General features: G+C 62.0%; 18 protein-coding genes. 10 read left to right on the top strand and 8 right to left on the bottom strand.

The genetic code is table 11. From position 1 onward, the window contains the following. Positions 1-58: 58 nt before the first annotated feature. On the bottom strand, positions 59-751 hold the full coding sequence (gene betI / locus ACFWYE_RS13135; protein WP_379111823.1) for a transcriptional regulator BetI: 693 nt from the start codon (positions 749-751) through the stop codon (positions 59-61). Positions 752-763: 12 nt separating this feature from the next. Continuing rightward, positions 764-916 (bottom strand): hypothetical protein, encoded by a 153-nt coding sequence (locus ACFWYE_RS13140; RefSeq protein ID WP_379111824.1) that lies wholly within the window; start codon positions 914-916, stop codon positions 764-766. Positions 917-1,090: 174 nt separating this feature from the next. On the opposite strand from ACFWYE_RS13140, the gene ACFWYE_RS13145 reads away from it, so the two are divergent. Continuing rightward, on the top strand, positions 1,091-1,375 hold the full coding sequence (locus tag ACFWYE_RS13145) for a hypothetical protein (RefSeq protein WP_379111826.1): 285 nt from the start codon (positions 1,091-1,093) through the stop codon (positions 1,373-1,375). Between the two features lie 61 nt (positions 1,376-1,436). Here ACFWYE_RS13145 and ACFWYE_RS13150 read toward each other — a convergent pair whose 3' ends face one another. After that, positions 1,437-2,504 (bottom strand): dipeptidase, encoded by a 1,068-nt coding sequence (locus ACFWYE_RS13150; protein WP_379111828.1) that lies wholly within the window; start codon positions 2,502-2,504, stop codon positions 1,437-1,439. Positions 2,505-2,655: 151 nt separating this feature from the next. Between ACFWYE_RS13150 and ACFWYE_RS13155 the strand changes: the two genes are divergently transcribed. Then, on the top strand, positions 2,656-4,176 hold the full coding sequence (locus ACFWYE_RS13155) for a malonyl-CoA synthase (RefSeq protein WP_379111829.1): 1,521 nt from the start codon (positions 2,656-2,658) through the stop codon (positions 4,174-4,176). A gap of 47 nt (positions 4,177-4,223) precedes the next feature. Here the strand turns inward: ACFWYE_RS13155 and phaR are convergent, their stop codons facing one another. Next, complete coding sequence (gene phaR / locus ACFWYE_RS13160) at positions 4,224-4,835, bottom strand: polyhydroxyalkanoate synthesis repressor PhaR (protein WP_144222777.1); 612 nt, start codon at positions 4,833-4,835, stop codon at positions 4,224-4,226. Positions 4,836-5,136: 301 nt separating this feature from the next. On the opposite strand from phaR, the gene ACFWYE_RS13165 reads away from it, so the two are divergent. Further along, positions 5,137-6,321, top strand: coding sequence for an acetyl-CoA C-acetyltransferase (locus ACFWYE_RS13165; RefSeq protein ID WP_379111831.1), 1,185 nt, complete (start codon positions 5,137-5,139; stop codon positions 6,319-6,321). A gap of 184 nt (positions 6,322-6,505) precedes the next feature. Beyond that, positions 6,506-7,231 (top strand): acetoacetyl-CoA reductase, encoded by a 726-nt coding sequence (gene phbB / locus ACFWYE_RS13170; RefSeq protein WP_379111833.1) that lies wholly within the window; start codon positions 6,506-6,508, stop codon positions 7,229-7,231. Between the two features lie 69 nt (positions 7,232-7,300). On the opposite strand, the gene ACFWYE_RS13175 is transcribed toward phbB, so the two are convergent. Then, positions 7,301-8,518 carry an MFS transporter gene (locus ACFWYE_RS13175; RefSeq protein ID WP_379111836.1) on the bottom strand — a complete coding sequence of 406 codons (1,218 nt, stop codon included), beginning with the start codon at positions 8,516-8,518 and terminating at the stop codon, positions 7,301-7,303. 770 nt (positions 8,519-9,288) lie between these two features. Between ACFWYE_RS13175 and ACFWYE_RS13180 the strand changes: the two genes are divergently transcribed. From ACFWYE_RS13180 to ACFWYE_RS13195, 4 genes are all read left to right on the top strand, one after another. Beyond that, a complete protein-coding gene (locus tag ACFWYE_RS13180) occupies positions 9,289-12,591 on the top strand; it encodes a helicase-related protein (RefSeq protein WP_379111993.1) in 3,303 nt (1,100 codons plus the stop codon). Positions 12,592-12,637: 46 nt separating this feature from the next. Further along, entirely contained in the window at positions 12,638-13,024 is a 387-nt protein-coding gene (locus ACFWYE_RS13185; protein WP_379111838.1) for an RNA-binding S4 domain-containing protein, read from the top strand. Between the two features lie 252 nt (positions 13,025-13,276). Continuing rightward, positions 13,277-13,615, top strand: a complete 339-nt coding sequence (gene fdxA, locus ACFWYE_RS13190) for a ferredoxin FdxA (RefSeq protein ID WP_024922886.1) — start codon at positions 13,277-13,279, stop codon at positions 13,613-13,615. 366 nt (positions 13,616-13,981) lie between these two features. Next, on the top strand, positions 13,982-14,566 hold the full coding sequence (locus tag ACFWYE_RS13195; RefSeq protein WP_054313823.1) for a CarD family transcriptional regulator: 585 nt from the start codon (positions 13,982-13,984) through the stop codon (positions 14,564-14,566). 71 nt (positions 14,567-14,637) lie between these two features. Here the strand turns inward: ACFWYE_RS13195 and ACFWYE_RS13200 are convergent, their stop codons facing one another. After that, positions 14,638-15,828: a VWA domain-containing protein gene (locus tag ACFWYE_RS13200; RefSeq protein WP_379111995.1), complete on the bottom strand. Its 1,191-nt coding sequence runs from the start codon at positions 15,826-15,828 to the stop codon at positions 14,638-14,640. 178 nt (positions 15,829-16,006) lie between these two features. On the opposite strand from ACFWYE_RS13200, the gene ACFWYE_RS13205 reads away from it, so the two are divergent. Beyond that, positions 16,007-17,056, top strand: a complete 1,050-nt coding sequence (locus ACFWYE_RS13205) for a GH25 family lysozyme (RefSeq protein WP_379065856.1) — start codon at positions 16,007-16,009, stop codon at positions 17,054-17,056. A gap of 36 nt (positions 17,057-17,092) precedes the next feature. On the opposite strand, the gene ACFWYE_RS13210 is transcribed toward ACFWYE_RS13205, so the two are convergent. Next, on the bottom strand, positions 17,093-17,536 hold the full coding sequence (locus ACFWYE_RS13210; RefSeq protein WP_379111840.1) for a GNAT family N-acetyltransferase: 444 nt from the start codon (positions 17,534-17,536) through the stop codon (positions 17,093-17,095). A 136-nt stretch (positions 17,537-17,672) separates the two neighbouring features. Continuing rightward, entirely contained in the window at positions 17,673-18,089 is a 417-nt protein-coding gene (locus ACFWYE_RS13215) for a winged helix-turn-helix transcriptional regulator (protein ID WP_379065860.1), read from the bottom strand. A gap of 116 nt (positions 18,090-18,205) precedes the next feature. Here ACFWYE_RS13215 and ACFWYE_RS13220 point away from each other — a divergent pair, with 116 nt between their 5' ends. Then, a complete protein-coding gene (locus tag ACFWYE_RS13220) occupies positions 18,206-19,087 on the top strand; it encodes an NmrA family NAD(P)-binding protein (protein WP_379111842.1) in 882 nt (293 codons plus the stop codon). Positions 19,088-19,093 lie beyond the last annotated feature (6 nt).

The following is a 19,093-nucleotide window of genomic DNA, read 5'->3' on the forward strand; positions in this document are numbered from 1 at the left end:
GGTGCCCGTCTGGTTGTCGTGCCGTCCTCAAGATCCCTGCGAGATGTGCAGCTCCGCCTCAGAGCCTCTGGATGCCGTTTGCCCCTCTTGTGTAGTGCCGCGGGAAAACGGTCAGCAGGAACTCATTGGCGGCTTGCAGGGCCGTTTCGCGGCTGACGTCTTCCAGCCCCATCATCAGGCGCAGCCACAACCCTTCGAGCAGGGCGCTGAGCGCCAGCGCAAGGGCCTGCGGCTCGAAGGCGTAGTCAGCCTCGGCTTTCAGCCCGCTGCACAGATCAGAGAGAAGGTTCTGGTAGTCGGTGTCGCGTGCACCCGACAGCGCCTGATAGGTGGGACGCGATTTAGCCTCACCCCAGAAGGCGCACCACGCAGCCAGCTTGCGCCTGTTGCAGATGGCGCGATCGAAATCCGCGGTGACCAGCGCCTTCAACCGATCGGCCGTGTTGTCGCCGGCCTTGTCGTAGGCGTTGCGCCAATGCGTGGAATATTCGTCGTACATATATTGCAGCGTGGCGACGAGCAGCTTCTCCTTGCTCTCGAAATGGAAATTGACGATGCCGCGCGACAGCTTCGCGCCATCCGCCACGTCCGCCATCGTCGTTTCCGAATAGCCACGTTTGGCGAGGGAATCGATCGTCGCTTCGATCAGCTGCTGGCGGCGCACTTCCTTGGAAGCCTTGCGGCCACGCCGTTCGGAACCGCCTTGTCGTTCGGTCTCTGCAGGCTCGTCTTCGAGATCGATTGTCTTCATCGTAACGGTCCCCTACGCGCCGGCCCATACGGGCTTTCGGCCGCGCAGATGAGTGGGGCGGTGTTCGCCCGAGTCAAGCACCTTCTGCATCGCTTCACGGGTGCGGATGTTCTTGTCGACATAGGCTGTTCCGACAGCCCTGTACGCCAGCGCCTCCCTGCTCATCGGGTGGATCACGGTGTCGGCTGATGATATTACGCAGAGCCTAGCGGTTCGAGGTGCAAACGCAAGAGTATTTGCTGAACATTCATTCAACATGGACAAAGCAAACCCCGCCATGGCAAGATCAGCTGCGGGCCGCCGGCAACTGAGGTGGGTCGTGAACATGGACGGCCTGACATGAGCGACCGGAACGAGACGGAGGTGGCGGAACAGTGGGCGCTGGTCAACACGCCGCTCGGACAGCCATGGTCGGGGCGCGCGCGGTATGCCGCCGCCATGTATTTCTACAAGCAAGGCGAGATGGATGCCGAGACCCTCGAAGTCTATCGCATCTGCTCCAGGCTGGATGCGGAAGACCCCCTGTCGATCATCCGTGATCGCGGCGTCGGCAAGGCGTGGCTGAAGCGGGTCGGAGCAATTCCAGAAAAACTGCGTAGCGGTTTTCCGTCCGGAATTGCGTAAGGGTGAGGGGCAGAGCGTTTCCGCGTTTCCGTGAAAACCGGAAACGCTCGCCAAGCGTAGATTATCCGATCGATTTCTCCAGCACGCGCACCCAGTTGCGATAGGCGATTTTTTCGATCAGGGCACGGCCATAGCCGTGTTTGGCCAATGCATCGAGAAGCCTGGGCAGCCCGGTTGCGTCGCCGATCGCGGCCGGGATCATGGCGCCGTCGAAGTCGGAACCCAGGCCGACGCGGTCTTCGCCGAGTGCCTTCACCAGATAGTCGACATGACGCACCATGACCTCGAGCGGCGTGTCGGAATTCATGCGGCCATCCTCGCGCAGGAAGCCGGTGGCATAGTTGAGGCCGACCATGCCGTCGGTATCGCGAATGGCGCCGAGCTGCCAATCGGTGAGGTTGCGGGAGTGCGGGCACAGCGCGTGTACGTTGGAGTGGGTTGCGACCAGTGGTGCGTTGGAAAGCCTGGCAACGTCGCGGAATCCCTTCTCGTTGAGATGGGAAAGATCGATCATGATCCTGAGCTGGTTACACGCCTTGACCAGTGCCTTGCCGGCATCGGTCAGGCCGTCGCCAGTGTCGGGCGAGGATGGGAAGCGAAACGGCACGCCGTGGCCGAAGATGTTGGGCCGGCTCCACACGATGCCGAGTGAGCGCAGGCCGGCGGCATGAAGCACGTCGAGCATCGTGAGGTCAGCGTCGATCGCCTCGGCTCCCTCAATGTGAAAGACCGCCGCCATGGTGTTCCTTGCCATGGCTGCGCGGATGTCGGCGGCGCTCCGGCAGACGGTGAGCGCTCCCGCTCTTTCCAGCCGCAACAGGATCGAGGCCATGCCGAGCGTCGTTTCACGGGCGAACTCGCGCGGCAGTTCCGGCGGCAGTGGCTCATTGTCGGATGGCATTGCCGGCACACCGTCATCCTTGGCCTTGCGCTCTTCCTGCGGTGGCGGAAAGATAGCGAACATGCCACCGGCGAGCCCGCCCTTCCTGGCGCGCGGCAGGTCGATATGCCAGCTGGCCGGCGATCCTTCGATGAACAGCTTTTCGACATCAGCCTTGCCGGACTGGTAGAGCTTGAGCAGCGTGTCGTTGTGGCCGTCGAAGACGGGGATCAGGTCGGTCTCGGTCATTGGGGGACTTTCGGCTGTCGACGTTGGAAAACGAGGCGCCCTGTTTAAGGCGCCCCGCCCGTGCACGCAAATGCCAGAGGGCTGCTGGTGCTTGTCACTGCGTGCAAGCCGTGCTGGAAAGAACCTCGATTTCGAACTGCCGGAGCCATCCTTGACGAATACGCTTTACGACGCGCTGTTTCGGCCGCACGAAGCCAATGACGGCACCTTTCTCGCGCTGAAGGATGGCTCGCGCGTTTCGTATGCCGACTTCCTGAAATTGTCAGCGCGTGTGGCGCATGCCATGGCCGGCGCCGGCGTGCGGCCTGGCGACCGGGTGGCGTTGCAGGCAAAAAAATCGCTGCAGGCGCTCGCCGTCTATGCCGCCGCCGTACGCATGGGCGCGGTGTTCCTGCCGCTGAACACCGCCTACACGGCCGCCGAGGTCGACTATTTCGTCAGCGACGCTGGTGCAAGGCTCCTGATCTGCGACGACGCCAGTGCAGCCGCTCTGCGACCGGTGGCCGACAGGGCAGGGGCGGCGCTGCTGACCCTCAACGGCGACGGCTCCGGAACACTTGGCGAGCGGGCGGCAGGCCAACCCGAAATCTTTGCGGCTGCCGAGCGAGCGCCGGATGACCTCGCCGCCTTTCTCTATACCTCCGGGACGACCGGACGATCGAAGGGTGCGATGCTGACGCATGACAACCTGCTGTCGAATGCGGCGGCGCTGGTGGAGACCTGGCGTTTCACCGGTCAGGACGTGCTGCTTCACGCCTTGCTGATCTTCCATACGCATGGCCTCTTCGTCGCCACCAATGTCATCCTGCTCGTCGGCGGGTCGATGATCTTCCTGCCCGGTCTCGACATTGACGACCTGGTCGCGAACATGCCGCGCGCGACCACATTGATGGGCGTGCCGACATTCTACACGCGCCTGCTCGCCGATCCCAGGTTGACACGGGCGCTGGTTCAGCACATGCGCCTGTTCGTCTCCGGCAGCGCGCCGCTGCTGGCAGAAACGCACCGGGATTTCGAGGCGCGCACGGGCAAGCGCATCCTCGAGCGCTACGGCATGACCGAGACCAATATGAACACCTCGAACCCCTATGACGGCGAGCGCCGGGCCGGCACCGTCGGCCAGCCGCTGCCCGGCGTCTCGGTACGCATCGCGGAGCCCGATACCGGCAAGCCCGTAGTGTCAGGCGATATCGGGGTGATCGAGGTGAAGGGGCGCAACGTCTTCAAAGGCTACTGGAACATGCCGGAGAAAACCGCGCAGGAATTCCGCGCCGACGGCTATTTCATCACCGGGGATCTCGCCACACAGGACGACGATGGTTACGTCACCATCGTTGGTCGCGCCAAGGACCTGATCATTGCCGGCGGCTACAACATCTATCCCAAGGAAATAGAGCTTCTGCTCGACGAGATGCCGGGCGTCGAGGAGTCCGCGGTGATCGGCGTGCCGCATCCCGATCTCGGCGAAGGTGTGATCGGTGTCGTGACGGCGCGCAAGGGGGTAGCCCTGGACGAGGCCAGCCTGCTTGCAGGACTGGCGTCAGGGCTCGCGCGCTTCAAGCAGCCGCGCCGTCTCTTCGTGATCGACGAGTTGCCGCGCAACACGATGGGCAAGGTGCAAAAGAACCTTCTGCGCCAGCAGTTCGCCGAGACGTTCGCGGTGAAGGACTAGAACGCTTCCTTCTTCCGCAAGGGAAGAAGGAAGAAGACGCATGCTGACTATGACAGCTTGTCGAGCTTGCGCTGCATGGCGGCGATCTGATCCTTCAGTTCCTGAAGGTCATCGGCCTTTTCCGCCGGTTCCGCCTTGGCGGGTTCGGGGGCGGTGTTCGCGGCGCCGCCTGCCGCGGCAGCCGGGAATGGCGTGAACATGCGCATGGCGTTCTGGAACATTTCCATGTTGCGGCGTGTCTGTTCCTCCAGCGCCTTCATCGGCGTCGGCAGTTTCATCATATCCATCGGCGTCTTGCCGAGCGCCGACTTCATCTGGTCGCGAAAGCGTTCCTGCTCCTTGGAGAAGGCAAGCATCGACTGCTCGAGGAAACTTGGCACGATCATCTGCATCTGATCACCATAGAAGGCGATGAGTTGGCGCAGAAAGGGAATGGGCAACATGTTCTGCCCGTCCTTGTTCTCCAGCTCGAAAATGATCTGGGTCAGCACGGGGTGCGTGATGTCGTCGCCGGTTTTGGCATCCTGGACGGTGAATTCCTCGCCTTTCTTGACCATTTCAGCGAGATCTTCGAGGGTCACATAGGTGCTGGTGCCCGTATTGTAGAGCCGGCGGTTGGCGTATTTCTTGATCACCACCGGTTCGTCTTTCGCCGCCATTCAGCATCCTCCCGCGGATACCGGCACGCTCGTAAGCAGCCGGTAACGATTACTCCCTGTGTCGAGGATATGCGCAAAACCGTCACAATTCCAAGCGGTTTGTGCAGTGCGGAAGCATACGCCGTCTTTTCGGCACTGCAATATGCTGCGCAGCATGCCGCAATATGCTGCGCGGCATGACTTACGCCGCGGCAAGGATAGCCAAATCGGACAGATTTCCAGTTTGACTCGCGGCCTCGAACCGGCAAGAAAAGTCAAAGCAACGGTTGCAAACCGCTCAATTCGAGGTCTGGAGAAGAACATGTCAGCATCCAACGCCATCGTCGTCGCAAGTGCCGCGCGCACTGCCGTCGGGTCCTTCAACGGAGCCTTCGCGGCAACGCCCGCGCATGAGCTCGGCGCGGTGGTGATCCGTGAGCTGCTGTCGCGTGCCGGTGTCGAGGCGGCGGAAGTCGATGAGGTGATCCTCGGCCAGGTGCTGACTGCGGCCCAGGGCCAGAACCCGGCGCGGCAGGCATCGATCAATGCCGGGCTGCCGATCGAGACGACGGCATGGGGCCTCAATCAGGTCTGCGGCTCGGGCCTGCGGGCGATCGCCATCGGCATGCAGCAGATCAGCAGCGGCGATGCCAAGGTGATCGTGGCCGGCGGCCAGGAATCGATGTCACTGTCGGCGCATGCGCAGCACCTGCGCGCCGGCGTGAAGATGGGCGACTACAAGATGATCGACACCATGATCAAGGACGGTCTGTGGGACGCCTTCAATGGCTACCATATGGGCATCACCGCCGAGAATGTCGCCAAGCAGTTCCAGATCACCCGTGACGACCAGGATACTTTTGCTCTCGCCTCGCAGAACAAGGCCGAGGCCGCGCAGAAGGCCGGCAGGTTCAAGGACGAGATCGTCGCCTTCACGATCAAGGGCAAGAAGGGCGACACGATCGTCGACCAGGACGAGTATATCCGCCACGGTGCAACGATCGACGCAATGCAGAAGCTAAAGCCGGCCTTCGACAAGGATGGCACGGTGACTGCCGCCAATGCTTCCGGCATCAATGACGGTGCAGCCGGCGCCCTGCTGATGACCGAGGCCGAGGCTGCTCGTCGCAGCATCACCCCGCTCGCCCGCATTGCCTCCTGGGCGACGGCCGGTGTCGATCCGTCGGTGATGGGGACGGGCCCGATCCCGGCTTCGAAGCGCGCGCTGGAGAAGGCCGGCTGGAAGGTATCGGATCTCGATCTGGTCGAGGCCAACGAGGCTTTCGCCGCGCAGGCTTGCGCGGTCAACAAGGGCCTCGGCTGGAACCCCGAGATCGTCAACGTCAATGGCGGCGCCATTGCCATCGGCCATCCGATCGGCGCCTCGGGCGCGCGTATCTTCAACACGCTCGTCTTTGAGATGAAGCGCCGCGGCGCCAAGAAGGGGCTTGCCACCCTATGCATCGGCGGCGGCATGGGCGTCGCGATGTGTGTCGAGGCACTCTGATTGAAAATACGAGCGGGCGGCCAAAGTGCCGCCCGTTTCGTCTCTGGAGCGTTTCCGTTCTTGGAACGCTGAAATGATCCGGTTCAAAGGCTCGTCATAAGAGTCGGGTTCAAGAGGTCCGCCATACGGATAATTCCATGAAGGCGATTTCGAAATCGCCTGAGATGCAGCAAAGGGGAAACGCATGAGTAAAGTCGCACTCGTCACCGGTGGGTCGCGCGGCATCGGTGCCGCAATCTCGATCGGTCTGAAGAATGCCGGTTACACCGTCGCGGCGAACTATGCCGGCAATGACGAGGCAGCAGCGAAATTCACCGGGGAAACGGGGATCAGGACCTACAAATGGTCGGTTGCCGACTATGAAGCCTGTGCGGCCGGCATCGCCAAGGTCGAGGCCGACCTTGGCCCGGTTTCCGTGCTGGTCAACAATGCCGGCATCACCCGCGACGCGATGTTTCACAAGATGACGCCGCAGCAGTGGAAAGAGGTGATCGACACCAACCTGTCGGGTGTCTTCAACATGTCGCATCCGCTGTGGAGCGGCATGCGTGACCGTAAGTTCGGCCGCATCATCACCATTTCCTCCATCAACGGACAGAAGGGCCAGGCTGGCCAGGCCAACTACTCGGCGTCGAAGGCCGGCGACATCGGTTTTACCAAGGCACTCGCGCAGGAAGGCGCGCGCGCGGGCATCACCGTCAACGTCATCTGCCCCGGTTACATCGCCACCGAAATGGTCAAGGCGATCGACGAGAAGGTGCTAAACGAACGCATCATCCCGCAGATCCCGGTCGGTCGCCTCGGCGAGCCGGAGGAGATCGCGCGTTGCGTGGTGTTCCTGGCTTCCGAGGAAGCCGGCTTTATCACCGGCTCGACCATCTCGGCCAATGGCGGGCAGTATTTCGCCTGAGAGATTATGCCTATTGTTACGAAACGGGCCGCTTGCGGCCCGTTTTCGTTTCAGCGACTACGCTGGACCCTATTTTGCGGGGGCGACATCGCGGGGGATCGATGCCGTGGCCGCGGCTGCGATGACGGATGCGCAGCCGGCGATGATGAAGGCAGCGGACATCGATTGCGTGATGACCATGCCTGCGATGGCGGATCCGAGCGGGAAGCCGGCCAGGTTCAGGCTCATGGAAATCGACATGACGCGGCCGAGCTGGTGCGGATCTGTGCGGCGCTGGCGCAAGGTCAGCAGCGCAACATCGATCGGGCCCGACACCATGCCGGCAATCATCAGGCCGATGGCCAGCCCACCCAGCCCGAACTCCGCCGCGACCGGCCAGGCAGCCAGGGCCGTGACAACCATGCCGACCGCCATGACATGGCGCTCGCGCCCCGTCGTGCGCAGATGACCCGCCAGAAGCGCTCCGATACCGCCGGCAATGCCCATGGCAGCCCACAGCGCGCCGGTCACCGAACTGCTTTCCGTCACGCCGTAACGCTCGGCCACGAACACCGGCACCACCACGACGAGCACGCCCCAGGTGACCTGATAGAACGAGTAGGAGACAGCGAGGCCGCGCAGCGTAGGCTGCCGTGCCACCATCTCAATGCCCTCGATCGTCTGGCGTAGCAGGGAGGCATGGCGTGATGCCAGCCCCGGCAGCCGTTGAACATAAGACAGGCAGACAGCGGCGCCGGCATAGGCAAAGGCGATGATCGACAGCGCAGCCTCCGGCCCAAGCAGGGCTACGGTCAGGCCGGCCAGTGCCGGCCCCGCGACATCGGAGATGGCATAGACCGCGGTGTCGAGAGCATTGACCCGATCGAGCGCATGGGCGGGCACGAGCCGCGGCAGAAGCGTCCGCGTGCCGGATGCACCCAGAGGACCGGCGAGCGAGAACAGTACCACCAGGACGAACAGAACCGGCGGGCTCGCCCAGCCCGCCCAGCCGGCAATGCTGACCGCGGCGATGAAGGCGGCGCTGGCGATCAGGTCGATTCGGACCGCCGTTGTCGGACCGACGCGGTCGAGCAATGCACCGGCGACGGGACTGACGAGGAGGCCTGGAGCAATCGCGGCAAAAGTCAGCCAACCGGCCAGGGCCGGTGACGAAAAACGTGCCAGGACGAACAGAACAAGGGTAAGGCCGAACATGCGTGCCGCCAGTCGTGACAGCGTTGCCGCGAGGATGAGCGGCGGCAGGCCCGGGATCGACATCAAGGTCCGATACGAGTTTTGGGATTCCATAGGGGCTGTTCCGGCTGCTGGGGCCCCACCGTATGGAGGTGCCTGCGCTTCTGTAAATGGACCACCGATCCCGGTTTGAAGCGGACACGCGCCACCCCGGCGGCGAAAAAAGAGGCCGTCTCGACCGTGGGGAAGGCTCGCCGATGCCTGGCTGATTGTGCCGTTCCGGCACGCAAACATTAATGTTGGTCCGTCGCATGGCGAATAAATGCGTCGGAAGCCTGTGAATCATTGGTGGACAAGCTGTGCACAACACCAGATGTTGGGGTGAACAAAACAGGAAACTCCTGCGATCGCCGATTCGTCGCCGATTCGTTCCGGCTTTGGTCGAATTGTTAATGAAAATGGACGGTTAAGTGTCGGATGTGGTTAATGGCCATTAAGAAAATGCTGTTATTTCAGCGGCTTGAACTGGTCGGCTCGTTAGCCGGCACTCGCGTGGATGCCTCTTGCCGGCAAAAGTTAACGGCAGTTGTGAAAAGCGGATGGTTTGGTCGATTAGCCGATTCAGCATGTGGTGCGACTCAGTGAGCCGAGATCCATATCTAGCCGTGAACGAACCGTGAATCGCGAAGAGTCAGCGATTCGTCGCTGATTCGTTCCAGACTCGTTCCGTACGTTAATTCTGCGGTGCAAAAGGCAGGACCGGGTGAACGGGTGCGACGCTTCCATGAACATTCTGCTTTCGCTCCGGCGCCTGAATGCCTATGTGTGCGCTGTCGCCGGGCAAGGCGGCGCCGATGACGGGAAAAGGTCTTCTTTCCGGGCCGATGAATATCCATCCCAAACCCACCGAACCGCTGATCCTTTCAGGCCGTGACGTCACGGCCGTGCTCGGCCCGACCAACACGGGCAAGACGCATCTCGCGATCGAGAGAATGGTTGCGCATGAAAGCGGCATCATCGGCTTGCCGCTTCGCCTGCTGGCCCGTGAAGTCTACGCCCGGCTGTGCGAGAAGGTCGGCGCCAACAAGGTCGCGCTGGTAACGGGCGAGGAAAAGATCCAGCCCGCCGGGGCGCGATATTCGGTTCATACCGTCGAAGCGTTGCCGCGCGAGACCGACGCCGCATTCGTTGCCATCGACGAAGTGCAATTGGCCGGAGATCTCGAACGCGGTCACATCTTCACCGACCGTATTCTCAACCTGCGCGGCAGGCAGGAGACATTGCTTCTGGGTGCCGCCACCATGCAGGGCATCCTGCAGAAATTGCTCCGCGGCGTATCGGTGGTGACCAGGCCGCGCCTGTCGCATCTTGCCTATGCCGGCTCCAAGAAGCTGACCCGTCTGCCGCGCCGTTCGGCCATTGTCGCCTTTTCGGCCGATGAGGTCTATGGGATCGCCGAGTTGATCCGCCGCCAGCAGGGTGGTGCGGCAGTCGTGCTCGGCGCATTGTCGCCTCGCACCCGCAATGCACAGGTGGCGCTCTATCAGTCCGGCGATGTCGATTATCTGATTGCGACCGACGCCATCGGCATGGGGTTGAACCTCGATGTCGACCACGTCGCCTTTGCCCAGAACAGGAAGTTTGACGGCTATCAATACCGAAACCTGACCGCGGCAGAGCTCGGCCAGATCGCCGGCCGTGCCGGCCGGCACCTGCGCGACGGCACGTTCGGCGTCACCGGCCAGGTCGACCCGCTCGACGAAGACCTCGTCCAGAAGATCGAAAGTCATGATTTCGAGCCGGTGAAAGTGCTGCAATGGCGCACGCCGACCTTCGATTTTTCCAACCTCGATGCGCTGAAGCGTTCGATCGAGACCAACGCGCCGGTTGAAGGGCTGACCCGCGCCCTGCCTGCCGTCGATGCGCAGGCTCTGGATTTCCTCTCGAAGGACGGCGAAATCCGTGCGCTTGCCACCAACCGCGAGCGTGTGGCCCTGCTGTGGGAAGCCTGCGTCCTGCCGGATTACCGCAAGATCGCTCCCGCACAGCACGCTGACCTCATTGCTTCCATCTATATGGACCTTGCCAGGCGCGGCCATGTCGACGAAAGCTACATGGCTGAACAGGTGCGTCGTGCCGACACCACCGAGGGTGACATCGACACGCTTTCGCATCGCATCGCCCAGATTCGCACGTGGACTTTTGTATCCAATCGTCCAGGTTGGCTTGCCGATCCGACACACTGGCAAGAAAAGACACGGGAAATCGAAGACAGATTGTCGGACGCGTTGCATGAGCGGTTGACGAAACGCTTCGTTGATCGCAGGACTTCCGTCCTCATGCGGCGCCTTAGAGAAAATACCATGCCCGAAGCCGAAATCAGCCCAACCGGAACCGTCCTCGTCGAGGGCCATCATGTCGGCGAACTGCAAGGGTTCCGCTTCACGGCCGACCAGGGCGCCGGCGGCGAAGATGCCAAGGCTGTGCGTTCAGCCGCACAGAAGGCACTTGCCTCCGAGTTCGAAGCCCGCGCGGAACGCTTCGCGGCGTCCGGTAACAACGACATCGCCTTGGGTTCTGATGGCGTGCTGCGCTGGATCGGCGCGCCGATCGGTACGCTGGTTGCCGGCGAAGACGCGTTGAAGCCGCGACTGGTGCTGCTTGCCGACGAGCAACTGACCGGTCCGGCGCGTGACAAGGTCGCGGCGCGCGCCGATCGTTTTGTCAATTTCCAGGTCGAGCTGCTGTTGAAGCCGCTGGTGGACATGAAGAATGCCGAGCAGCTGACCGGGATTGCTCGCGGCATCGCCTTCCAGCTCGTCGAGCATTTCGGCCTCATCAACCGGCGCGACATCGCCGAAGAGATGCGCACGCTCGATCAGGAAGGCCGTGCGGCGCTGCGACGCCTCGGCGTGCGTTTCGGCGCCTATCATGTTTTCGTACCGTCGTTGATCAAGCCGGCGCCAGCGGGCCTTGTGACGCTGTTGTGGGCGCTGAAGAACGACGGCAAGGATAAGCCGGGCTTCGGCGACGTGGTCCACGCGCTGGCTTCCGGTCGCACCTCGATCGTGATCGATCCGACCTACGACAAGACATTCTACCGTCTGGCCGGCTATCGTAACCTCGGCCGTCGAGCGGTGCGCGTCGACATTCTCGAGCGTTTGGCCGACCTCATCCGTCCGGCGACCAACTGGAAGCCGGGTCTTGGCGTTCGTCCGGACGGCGCCTATGACGGCCAGGCTTTCATGGTGACGCCGCCGATGATGTCGATCCTCGGCGCAACGGCCGACGACATGGAGGAGATCCTGAAGGGTCTCGGCTACCGTGCCGAGCCGAAGCCTGCGGTGGACGTCAAGGCCAAGCTCGAACAACTTGACCAGGCGGCCCGCGACGCCGCGGAAGCGAAGGCCGCGGCCGATGCCGCCGCAAAGGTAGCTGCGCAGACCGTCGAGGCGGCTGCCGCCGAGGGGCCTGCCGCAGCCGATGCCGAGCCGGTTTCCGAGCCGGCCACTGAAACGTCGGAAGTAGAGGCCGTCTCCATAGACACTGCCGAGGCCGATGGCATCGAAGACGGCGCAGAGAATGCCGAGGCGGTCGAGCCCGTTGAAGTGGCTGAGGTTGCTGAAGAGACTGAGGAAGTTGTCGCAACAGCCGATGCTTCCGATGAAGCCGGGGCGACCGAGCAGGGCGTGGTCGAAGTCGAGCCGCAGGCCGAAGCTGTCGCCAGCGAAAGCAGCGCCGCAGCCGGCGAAGCGGCCAAGGCGGACACGGAAGAGCCGAAGCCGATCCTGCTGTGGCGGCAGGCGCGCTTCGATCATCGCCGCGACAACCGTCATCACCGTGGCGGCCGCAACGCGCAGGCGGCAGGCGAAAACAACCGCCAGCGCTCCGATCGCGAAGGTGCCGATCAGGGCAACAACCGCGAGCGTTTTTCCCGGGACCGCTTCAAGGGACGCGCGAATGGCGAAGGCGGCCGGCCGGATCGTCCCGGCGGCAAACCGCAAGGCGAACGTCAGGACCGGCGCGAAGGCCGGCCCGAGTGGAAGGGTAAGCAGGACGGCCGCAGGCCGGAGGGCAAGGCTGGCAAGCCATCTTTCCAAAAGCCGCGTGAGGAACGTCCGGTGCGTTTCGACCCCGACTCGCCTTTCGCCAAGCTGGCCGCGCTGCGCGACCAGTTGAAGAAGTAGATGACAGGCCTGCGTCCCTCGGCGCGCGGCCTCGGTCGTTGAACCGATGGTTGCCGAGGGTCGCCAGCGCATCGACAAGTGGCTGTTCTTTGCACGTGCCGTAAAATCGCGGTCACTGGCTGCCAAGCTGGCGGTTGCGGGACGGGTGCGCATCAACCGCGACAAAGCAGCGCAGGCATCCGATCTGGTCAAGGTCGGTGATGTTTTGACCATCACGCTCGATGGCCGAATCCTGGTCTGGAAAGTTCTGGCTCCAGGTGTCCGGCGCGGCCCCGCGGAAGAAGCGCGCACGCTCTACGAGGACATGTCGCCGGTGCCGACCGACCGCAAGGAGGCGCTACCGGACGCGATCATGCCGCTGCGCGACACCGGCAGTGGCCGCCCGACCAAGAAGGAGCGGCGGCAGACCGATCGGTTGCGGGACGAGGATTGAGGAGCATAAACGCCCGTTGCGGCGTGGCGGTTGGAATGCAAAACCCACCTGGGCCAATTCGTTGGAATGAGCCGGCCTTGCAAGAGGTGGGCAAAGACGTTACCTGACCGGCAAGAAGCGCAATTCTAGGAAAAGTGTGTAGCGGTTTTCCGTCCGGAATTGCGCCAAATAAAGAGTTAGAGCGTTTCCGCGTTTCCGTGAAAGACGGAAACGCTCTAGAGATAGAAGAACGGGACTTTCCCGGAGCAGGCCATGACCTACCTCGTCACCGACAACTGCATCAAATGCAAGTACATGGATTGTGTCGAGGTCTGTCCGGTCGACTGTTTCTACGAAGGCGAGAACATGCTCGTCATTCATCCGGACGAGTGCATCGATTGCGGCGTATGTGAGCCGGAATGTCCGGCCGACGCCATCAAGCCGGATACCGAACCGGGTCTCGACAAGTGGCTGCAGATCAATACCGAATACGCCGAGAAATGGCCCAACATCACCACCAAGAAGGACGCGCCGGCTGACGCCAAGCAGTTCGATGGCGAGACCGAGAAGTTCGAGAAATATTTCTCTGCAGAGCCGGGCGGCGGCGACTGACGGTCCAGGGCGATCCCCAGCTTTAACAGCAGGATTGTGCTAACCGTCTTGACGAGCGGGGTAGTGCTTGTCCTTCGCGAATGCAGCAAAATCTTGATTCTTGCGAGTTTTTGTGTTACACGGAAAAAACATGCCGGTGACACAACGTCGATTTATGGCGAACACGCCCCTAATCATCGAAAGGTGACTTCCTATTTCCGGACCAGAGCATTCTGGGCCAGGCGGACGCAGTTTTGCGGTTGGCCGGCACAGGCTTTTTCCGGAGGATTTCGCTTGTTGTGTGGCATTCCAGGCCGGACCTGATCCGGCAGCCCCAGTTCTGCCGGCAGAGGCCTGCCGGCGCCACAACAAGGAGTTCAGGGCGTAATGGCAACGACAACCCCGCAGAAGAAGTCCGCATCCGCAGCCCGTCACGGTTTCAAGACCGGCGAGTTCATCGTGTACCCGGCGCATGGCGTCGGCCAGATTGTCTCGATCGACGAGCAAGAGGTGGCGGGCCACAAGCTGGAGCTGTTCGTCATTGATTTCCAGAAGGACAAGATGCGCCTGAAGGTGCCGGTCGCCAAGGCGACCTCGATCGGCATGCGCAAGCTTTCCGAGACCGATTACGTCGACCGCGCGCTTAAGGTCGTGCAGGGCCGTGCCCGCGTGAAGCGCACCATGTGGTCGCGCCGCGCCCAGGAATATGATGCGAAGATCAACTCCGGCGATCTCATCTCGATTTCGGAAGTCGTGCGCGACCTCTACCGCGCCGAGAACCAGCCCGAGCAGTCCTACTCAGAGCGCCAGCTCTATGAAGCTGCGCTCGACCGCATGGCCCGCGAGATCGCGGCTGTGAACCGTATGTCGGAAACCGAAGCTGTCCGCCTGATCGAGGTCAACCTCAACAAGGGCCCTAAGCGGGGTGCCAAGGCTGACAACGAAGAGACCGAGCAGGAAGAGGCTGCCTGATCGCTTCCTTCCCTGAGTTTGCGAAAACCCGGCCTTCGGCCGGGTTTTTTGTTTGCCGGAGCGAGGAGCAGTCAGTGTTTTCGCGACAGTTGTCTTGTCGCGGTTTCCAGGCCGGTCAATGTCAGCGGGTACATGCGACCGCCGAAGATGTCGTGGATCATGCTTGTGGAATGCGTGTAACCCCAATGCTGCTCGCGCGTCGGATTCAGCCAGACCGCGTTCGGCCACTGGTCGAGCACGCGTTGCAGCCAGGCAATGCCGGCTTCCTTGTTCCAGTGTTCGACCGCGCCGCCCGGCGAGACGATTTCATACGGACTCATCGAGGCGTCGCCGACGAAGATGACCTTGTAGTCGTGACCATATTTGTGAAGCACGTCGAAAGTCGGGATCTTCTCGGTGTAGCGACGGCGGTTATCCTTCCAGACGTCCTCGTAGAGGCAGTTGTGGAAGTAGAAATATTCAAGCTGCCGGAACTCTGCGCGCGCCGCTGAGAACAGCTCTTCCACCACCTTGATATGGTCGTCCATCGAGCCGCCGACGTCGAAAAACATCAGTAACTTGACCGCATTGCGCCGTTCCGGCCGGGTCTGGACATCGAGATAGCCGTGCTCGGCTGTGGCATGGATGGTGCCCGGCAGATCGAGTTCTTCTTCAGCGCCCTCGCGCACCCAGCGACGCAGCCGTTTCAGCGCCACCTTGATGTTGCGGGTGCCAAGCTCGACACTATCGTCGAAATTCCTGAATTCGCGCTTGTCCCACACCTTCACGGCACGTCGGTTGCGGCTTTCCGCCTGGCCGATGCGCACGCCCTCGGGATTGTAGCCATAGGCGCCGAAAGGCGAGGCGCCGGCTGTGCCGATCCATTTCGAGCCACCCTGGTGGCGCCCCTTCTGCTCCTCCAGCCGCTGTCTCAGCGTCTCCATCAGCTTGTCGAAGCCGCCCAGCGCTTCGACAAGCTTCTTTTCTTCTTCGGTCAGCGTCTTTTCCGCCAGCCGGCGCAGCCATTCCTCCGGCAAGGCCGCGGCATCGACGCCGCCTTCGCCCGAGACAGCCTCCACGCCCTTGAAATAGTGCGAGAAGACCTGATCGAAACGGTCAATGTGGCGCTCGTCCTTCACCAGGGTGGCGCGGGCAAGATAGTAGAATCCCTCGACGTCATAGCTGACGAGATCCGCCTCGAGGCTTTCCAGCAAGGTGAGGTATTCCCGCAGCGAGACGGGAACTTTCGCGGCCTTCAATTCGAGGAAGAACGGGATGAACATCGCGCCAATGTGCGTCGGCACGGGCGTGGAGGCAAGGGCGGCCCAAACCCGCACGGCTGCCACACTCATGGTAAAAATAAGATTCAGCCTTTTTTGGTAATTTCCCGTTAGCAATTCCCTTGGCGGGAGTTTTGTATCGGCACCCGTCTCCGGTTCTTGTTCTTGCGTACGGGTTCTCATGCGTTTCACCACGGTGTCGGCAATTCTGCTTGCCTGCGCGGCGCTCGCCAGCTGCGCTTCCAGCTCCGGCATGGACGAAGTCCTGTCGCCGGGGCCGTCCTCCGAGACGACGAGCTCGATCACCCGGCCGAACAGCCCGGTGCCGAGCGCCAGCATCAGGTCCGAATTGCGTGAAGCGCCCGCACCGCAAGTGGCGATGGCGGCGCCCATTCCGGAGGCGCCCATTCCAGAGGTGGAATCCTTCGCCGGTTCGGAACCCGGCATGCCGGCCATGCCGTTGCCCGCGATGAAGCCGGCAATCCTGACGCCAGCGGAAAAGCCGGTGATCCGCAAGGCGGCGATCGTTCGCGGCGACGTCTATGCGCGCCGCTTCCGCGATGCCAAGCCGATCAATTTTGGCCGCACCACCTCACCGAGGCAGCTTGCCGTGCACGGCGTCGACGTCTCGCGCTGGCAGGGCGACATCGACTGGGCGAAGCTGCGCAGCCAGGGCGCCAACTTCGCCTACATCAAGGCGACCGACGGCGGCGACCATCTCGATCCGATGTTCAAGAAGAACTGGCGCGAGGCAAACGAGGCCGGGCTGCGCCGAGGCGCCTATCATTTCTTCTACTGGTGCCGCGTTGCCAGTGAACAGGCCGACTGGTTCATTCGCAACGTGCCGAAAGTGCCGGGTGCTTTGCCGCCGGTCATCGATGTCGAATACAATGGTGAATCCAGCTGCAAGCGGCGTCTTTCGCGCGAGAAAGTGCTGGAGAAGATGCAGGTGTTCATGGACAAGCTGGAAAGGCACTACGGCCAGCGTCCGATCATCTACACGGCGCCCGACTTCTACCGCGACAACCTGAGGGGTGAGTTCCAGAATTATCCGTTCTGGCTGCGCGCCGTCGCCCAGCACCCTTCCAAGGTCTATCCCGGCCGCAAGTGGGTGTTCTGGCAATATTCGGGTTCCGGCCTGTCGCATGGCGTCGCCGGCAAGATCGACCTCAATGCCTTCCACGGCTCGGAGGACGACTGGCACGATTGGGTCGCCGACAAATCCAGCTGACGAAAGGGCGGGATCGAACAGTCCCGCCCGCGCAACTCACATCAGGTCGTATTCGATAAAGCCGGTACGGCGCGCCACGCGGTCGTAGAGTTTGCGCGCGGTGGCATTGGTCTCGTGCGTCATCCAGTAGACATTGACGACGCCGGCTGCCTTGGCGGTCTGCCTGACAGCGTCGATCAAGGCGGTGCCGACGCCTTTGCCACGGATTTCGGGATCCGCGAACAGATCCTGCAGGTAGCAGTTGTTCGCCTCGGCCCAGCAGGAGCGGTGGTACATGTAGTGGGTGAGGCCAACGGGCTCACCGTCGACGAGGGCGATGAAGCCACGCGGTTCATATTCGCCAGGTGTGAACAATCGTTTCCAGGTGAGCTGATAGGTCTCTTCCGGCAGAACGGTGTTGTAGAATTTGAGATAGGCTGTCCATAGCCGGTGCCATTCGGCGTGATCGGACTGTTCAAGCGGGCGGACGGTAACGGTCATGGTTCGGCTCCCCTTCAATGTGGGCCGTTGTACCTACGGGGTTGTGCCAATGCGATGGCACAGCCGAGCCTTTCCATTGTCAGAGCCGCAACGGTCCCCGGTGGCGCTGGAGTTCGCCGGTGACGGCGGATTGGCTTCACGCCTGGTCGAGATGCTCGGCTGCCAGCCGCCGTTTCATCTGTTCGACGGCGCCACCGGCGGAGAGCCCTTCCGCGATCGCACCCAACTCGGGGTCCGCCGGACGGTAACGATTGCCCCAGACTCCCAGATTTACCAGAACCGGCAATAGATCGATGCCGGCCGCGGTCAGACGATAGACAGCCTTCAGCTTGTGGGTTGGATCGTCATGGCGGGTCACAATGCCTTCGTCCTGCAAGGCCTGCAGGCGATCCGCCAGCGTGCGTGACGAGATTCCTTCTTCCGACTGCAGGAACTCCCTGAAGTGTCTTTTGCCGGCGAACATCATGTCGCGGATGATCAGCAGCGTCCATCGGTCACCGATCACCTCCAGGGACAGGTTGATGGGGCAATCCGATTTTTCCTTGCCGGACATTTTCGCTTCCATTTTTAAAGTGATTTACTATTGACATCTTTTTGGGTCGATGTCAACAATTCCAATTGTAAACCGTTCGAGCGTCGATCCGGCGTTCAATCCAGGAGGAAGAGACCATGACCCGTTTCGATCACCGGAATGCCGGCAAACGCACCATCGTGGTGGTTGGCGCGACCAGCGAGGTTGGTGCCGCGGCATCGACAAGGCTGCGTCAGCAAGGACACAACGTCAGAGGCGTGGCGCGCAGCCTCGGCATTTCACTGTCGGACCAGGAAGGTCTGAACCGCGCCTTCGCCGGCGCGGATGCCGCCTATGTGATGATTCCGTTCGATGTACAGGTTGCGGATCTGCATGGGTTCGAGCGTGAAGTCGGGTCGCGGCTGGCAGACGCAATTTCCGGTTCCGGAGTCAGCCGTGTCGTGTTGTTGAGCGGTCTCAACGCGCATCTCAAGATGGGCACATCTCTGGGTGCGGCCGAGATGGAGGATCGGCTTGAGACGCTGGGCCTGCCAGAGCTGGTGCATCTGCGTGCGGGTTTCTTCAACGAGAACTTCGTCAAGGGCATGGGTTTCCTTCAGCAGGCCGAAACCGGCGTCTTCGCGACACCGTTCCGCGGCGACCTGCCGATGCCGCTGATCGCCGCCGGCGACATTGGTGTGCGTGCCGCGGAGCTCCTGGCCGCAGACGACTGGCCAGGCGATCGGGTCATCGAACTGCACGGCGGCGGTTATTACACACTGGCGGAGGCGACAGCGATCCTCGGCAGGGCGATCGGCCGCGATGTGGCCTACCAGACCGTATCCTATGACGATGCACGCGCAGGAATGTTGCAGGTCGGCATATCGGCCAGTTTCATCGAAGCGCTGATCGAGACTGCGACCAGCTTCAACAAAGGCGAGCGCTGGACGCTCGAGACACCAAATGCCCGCAACACGACGCCGACGACGTTGGAGCGCTGGGCGGCAGAGACGCTGGCCGTTTCCGGTGCCGTGGCCTGATCAAAT

This window comes from Mesorhizobium sp. NPDC059025, assembly GCF_042739655.1.
Classification (GTDB): domain Bacteria; phylum Pseudomonadota; class Alphaproteobacteria; order Rhizobiales; family Rhizobiaceae; genus Mesorhizobium.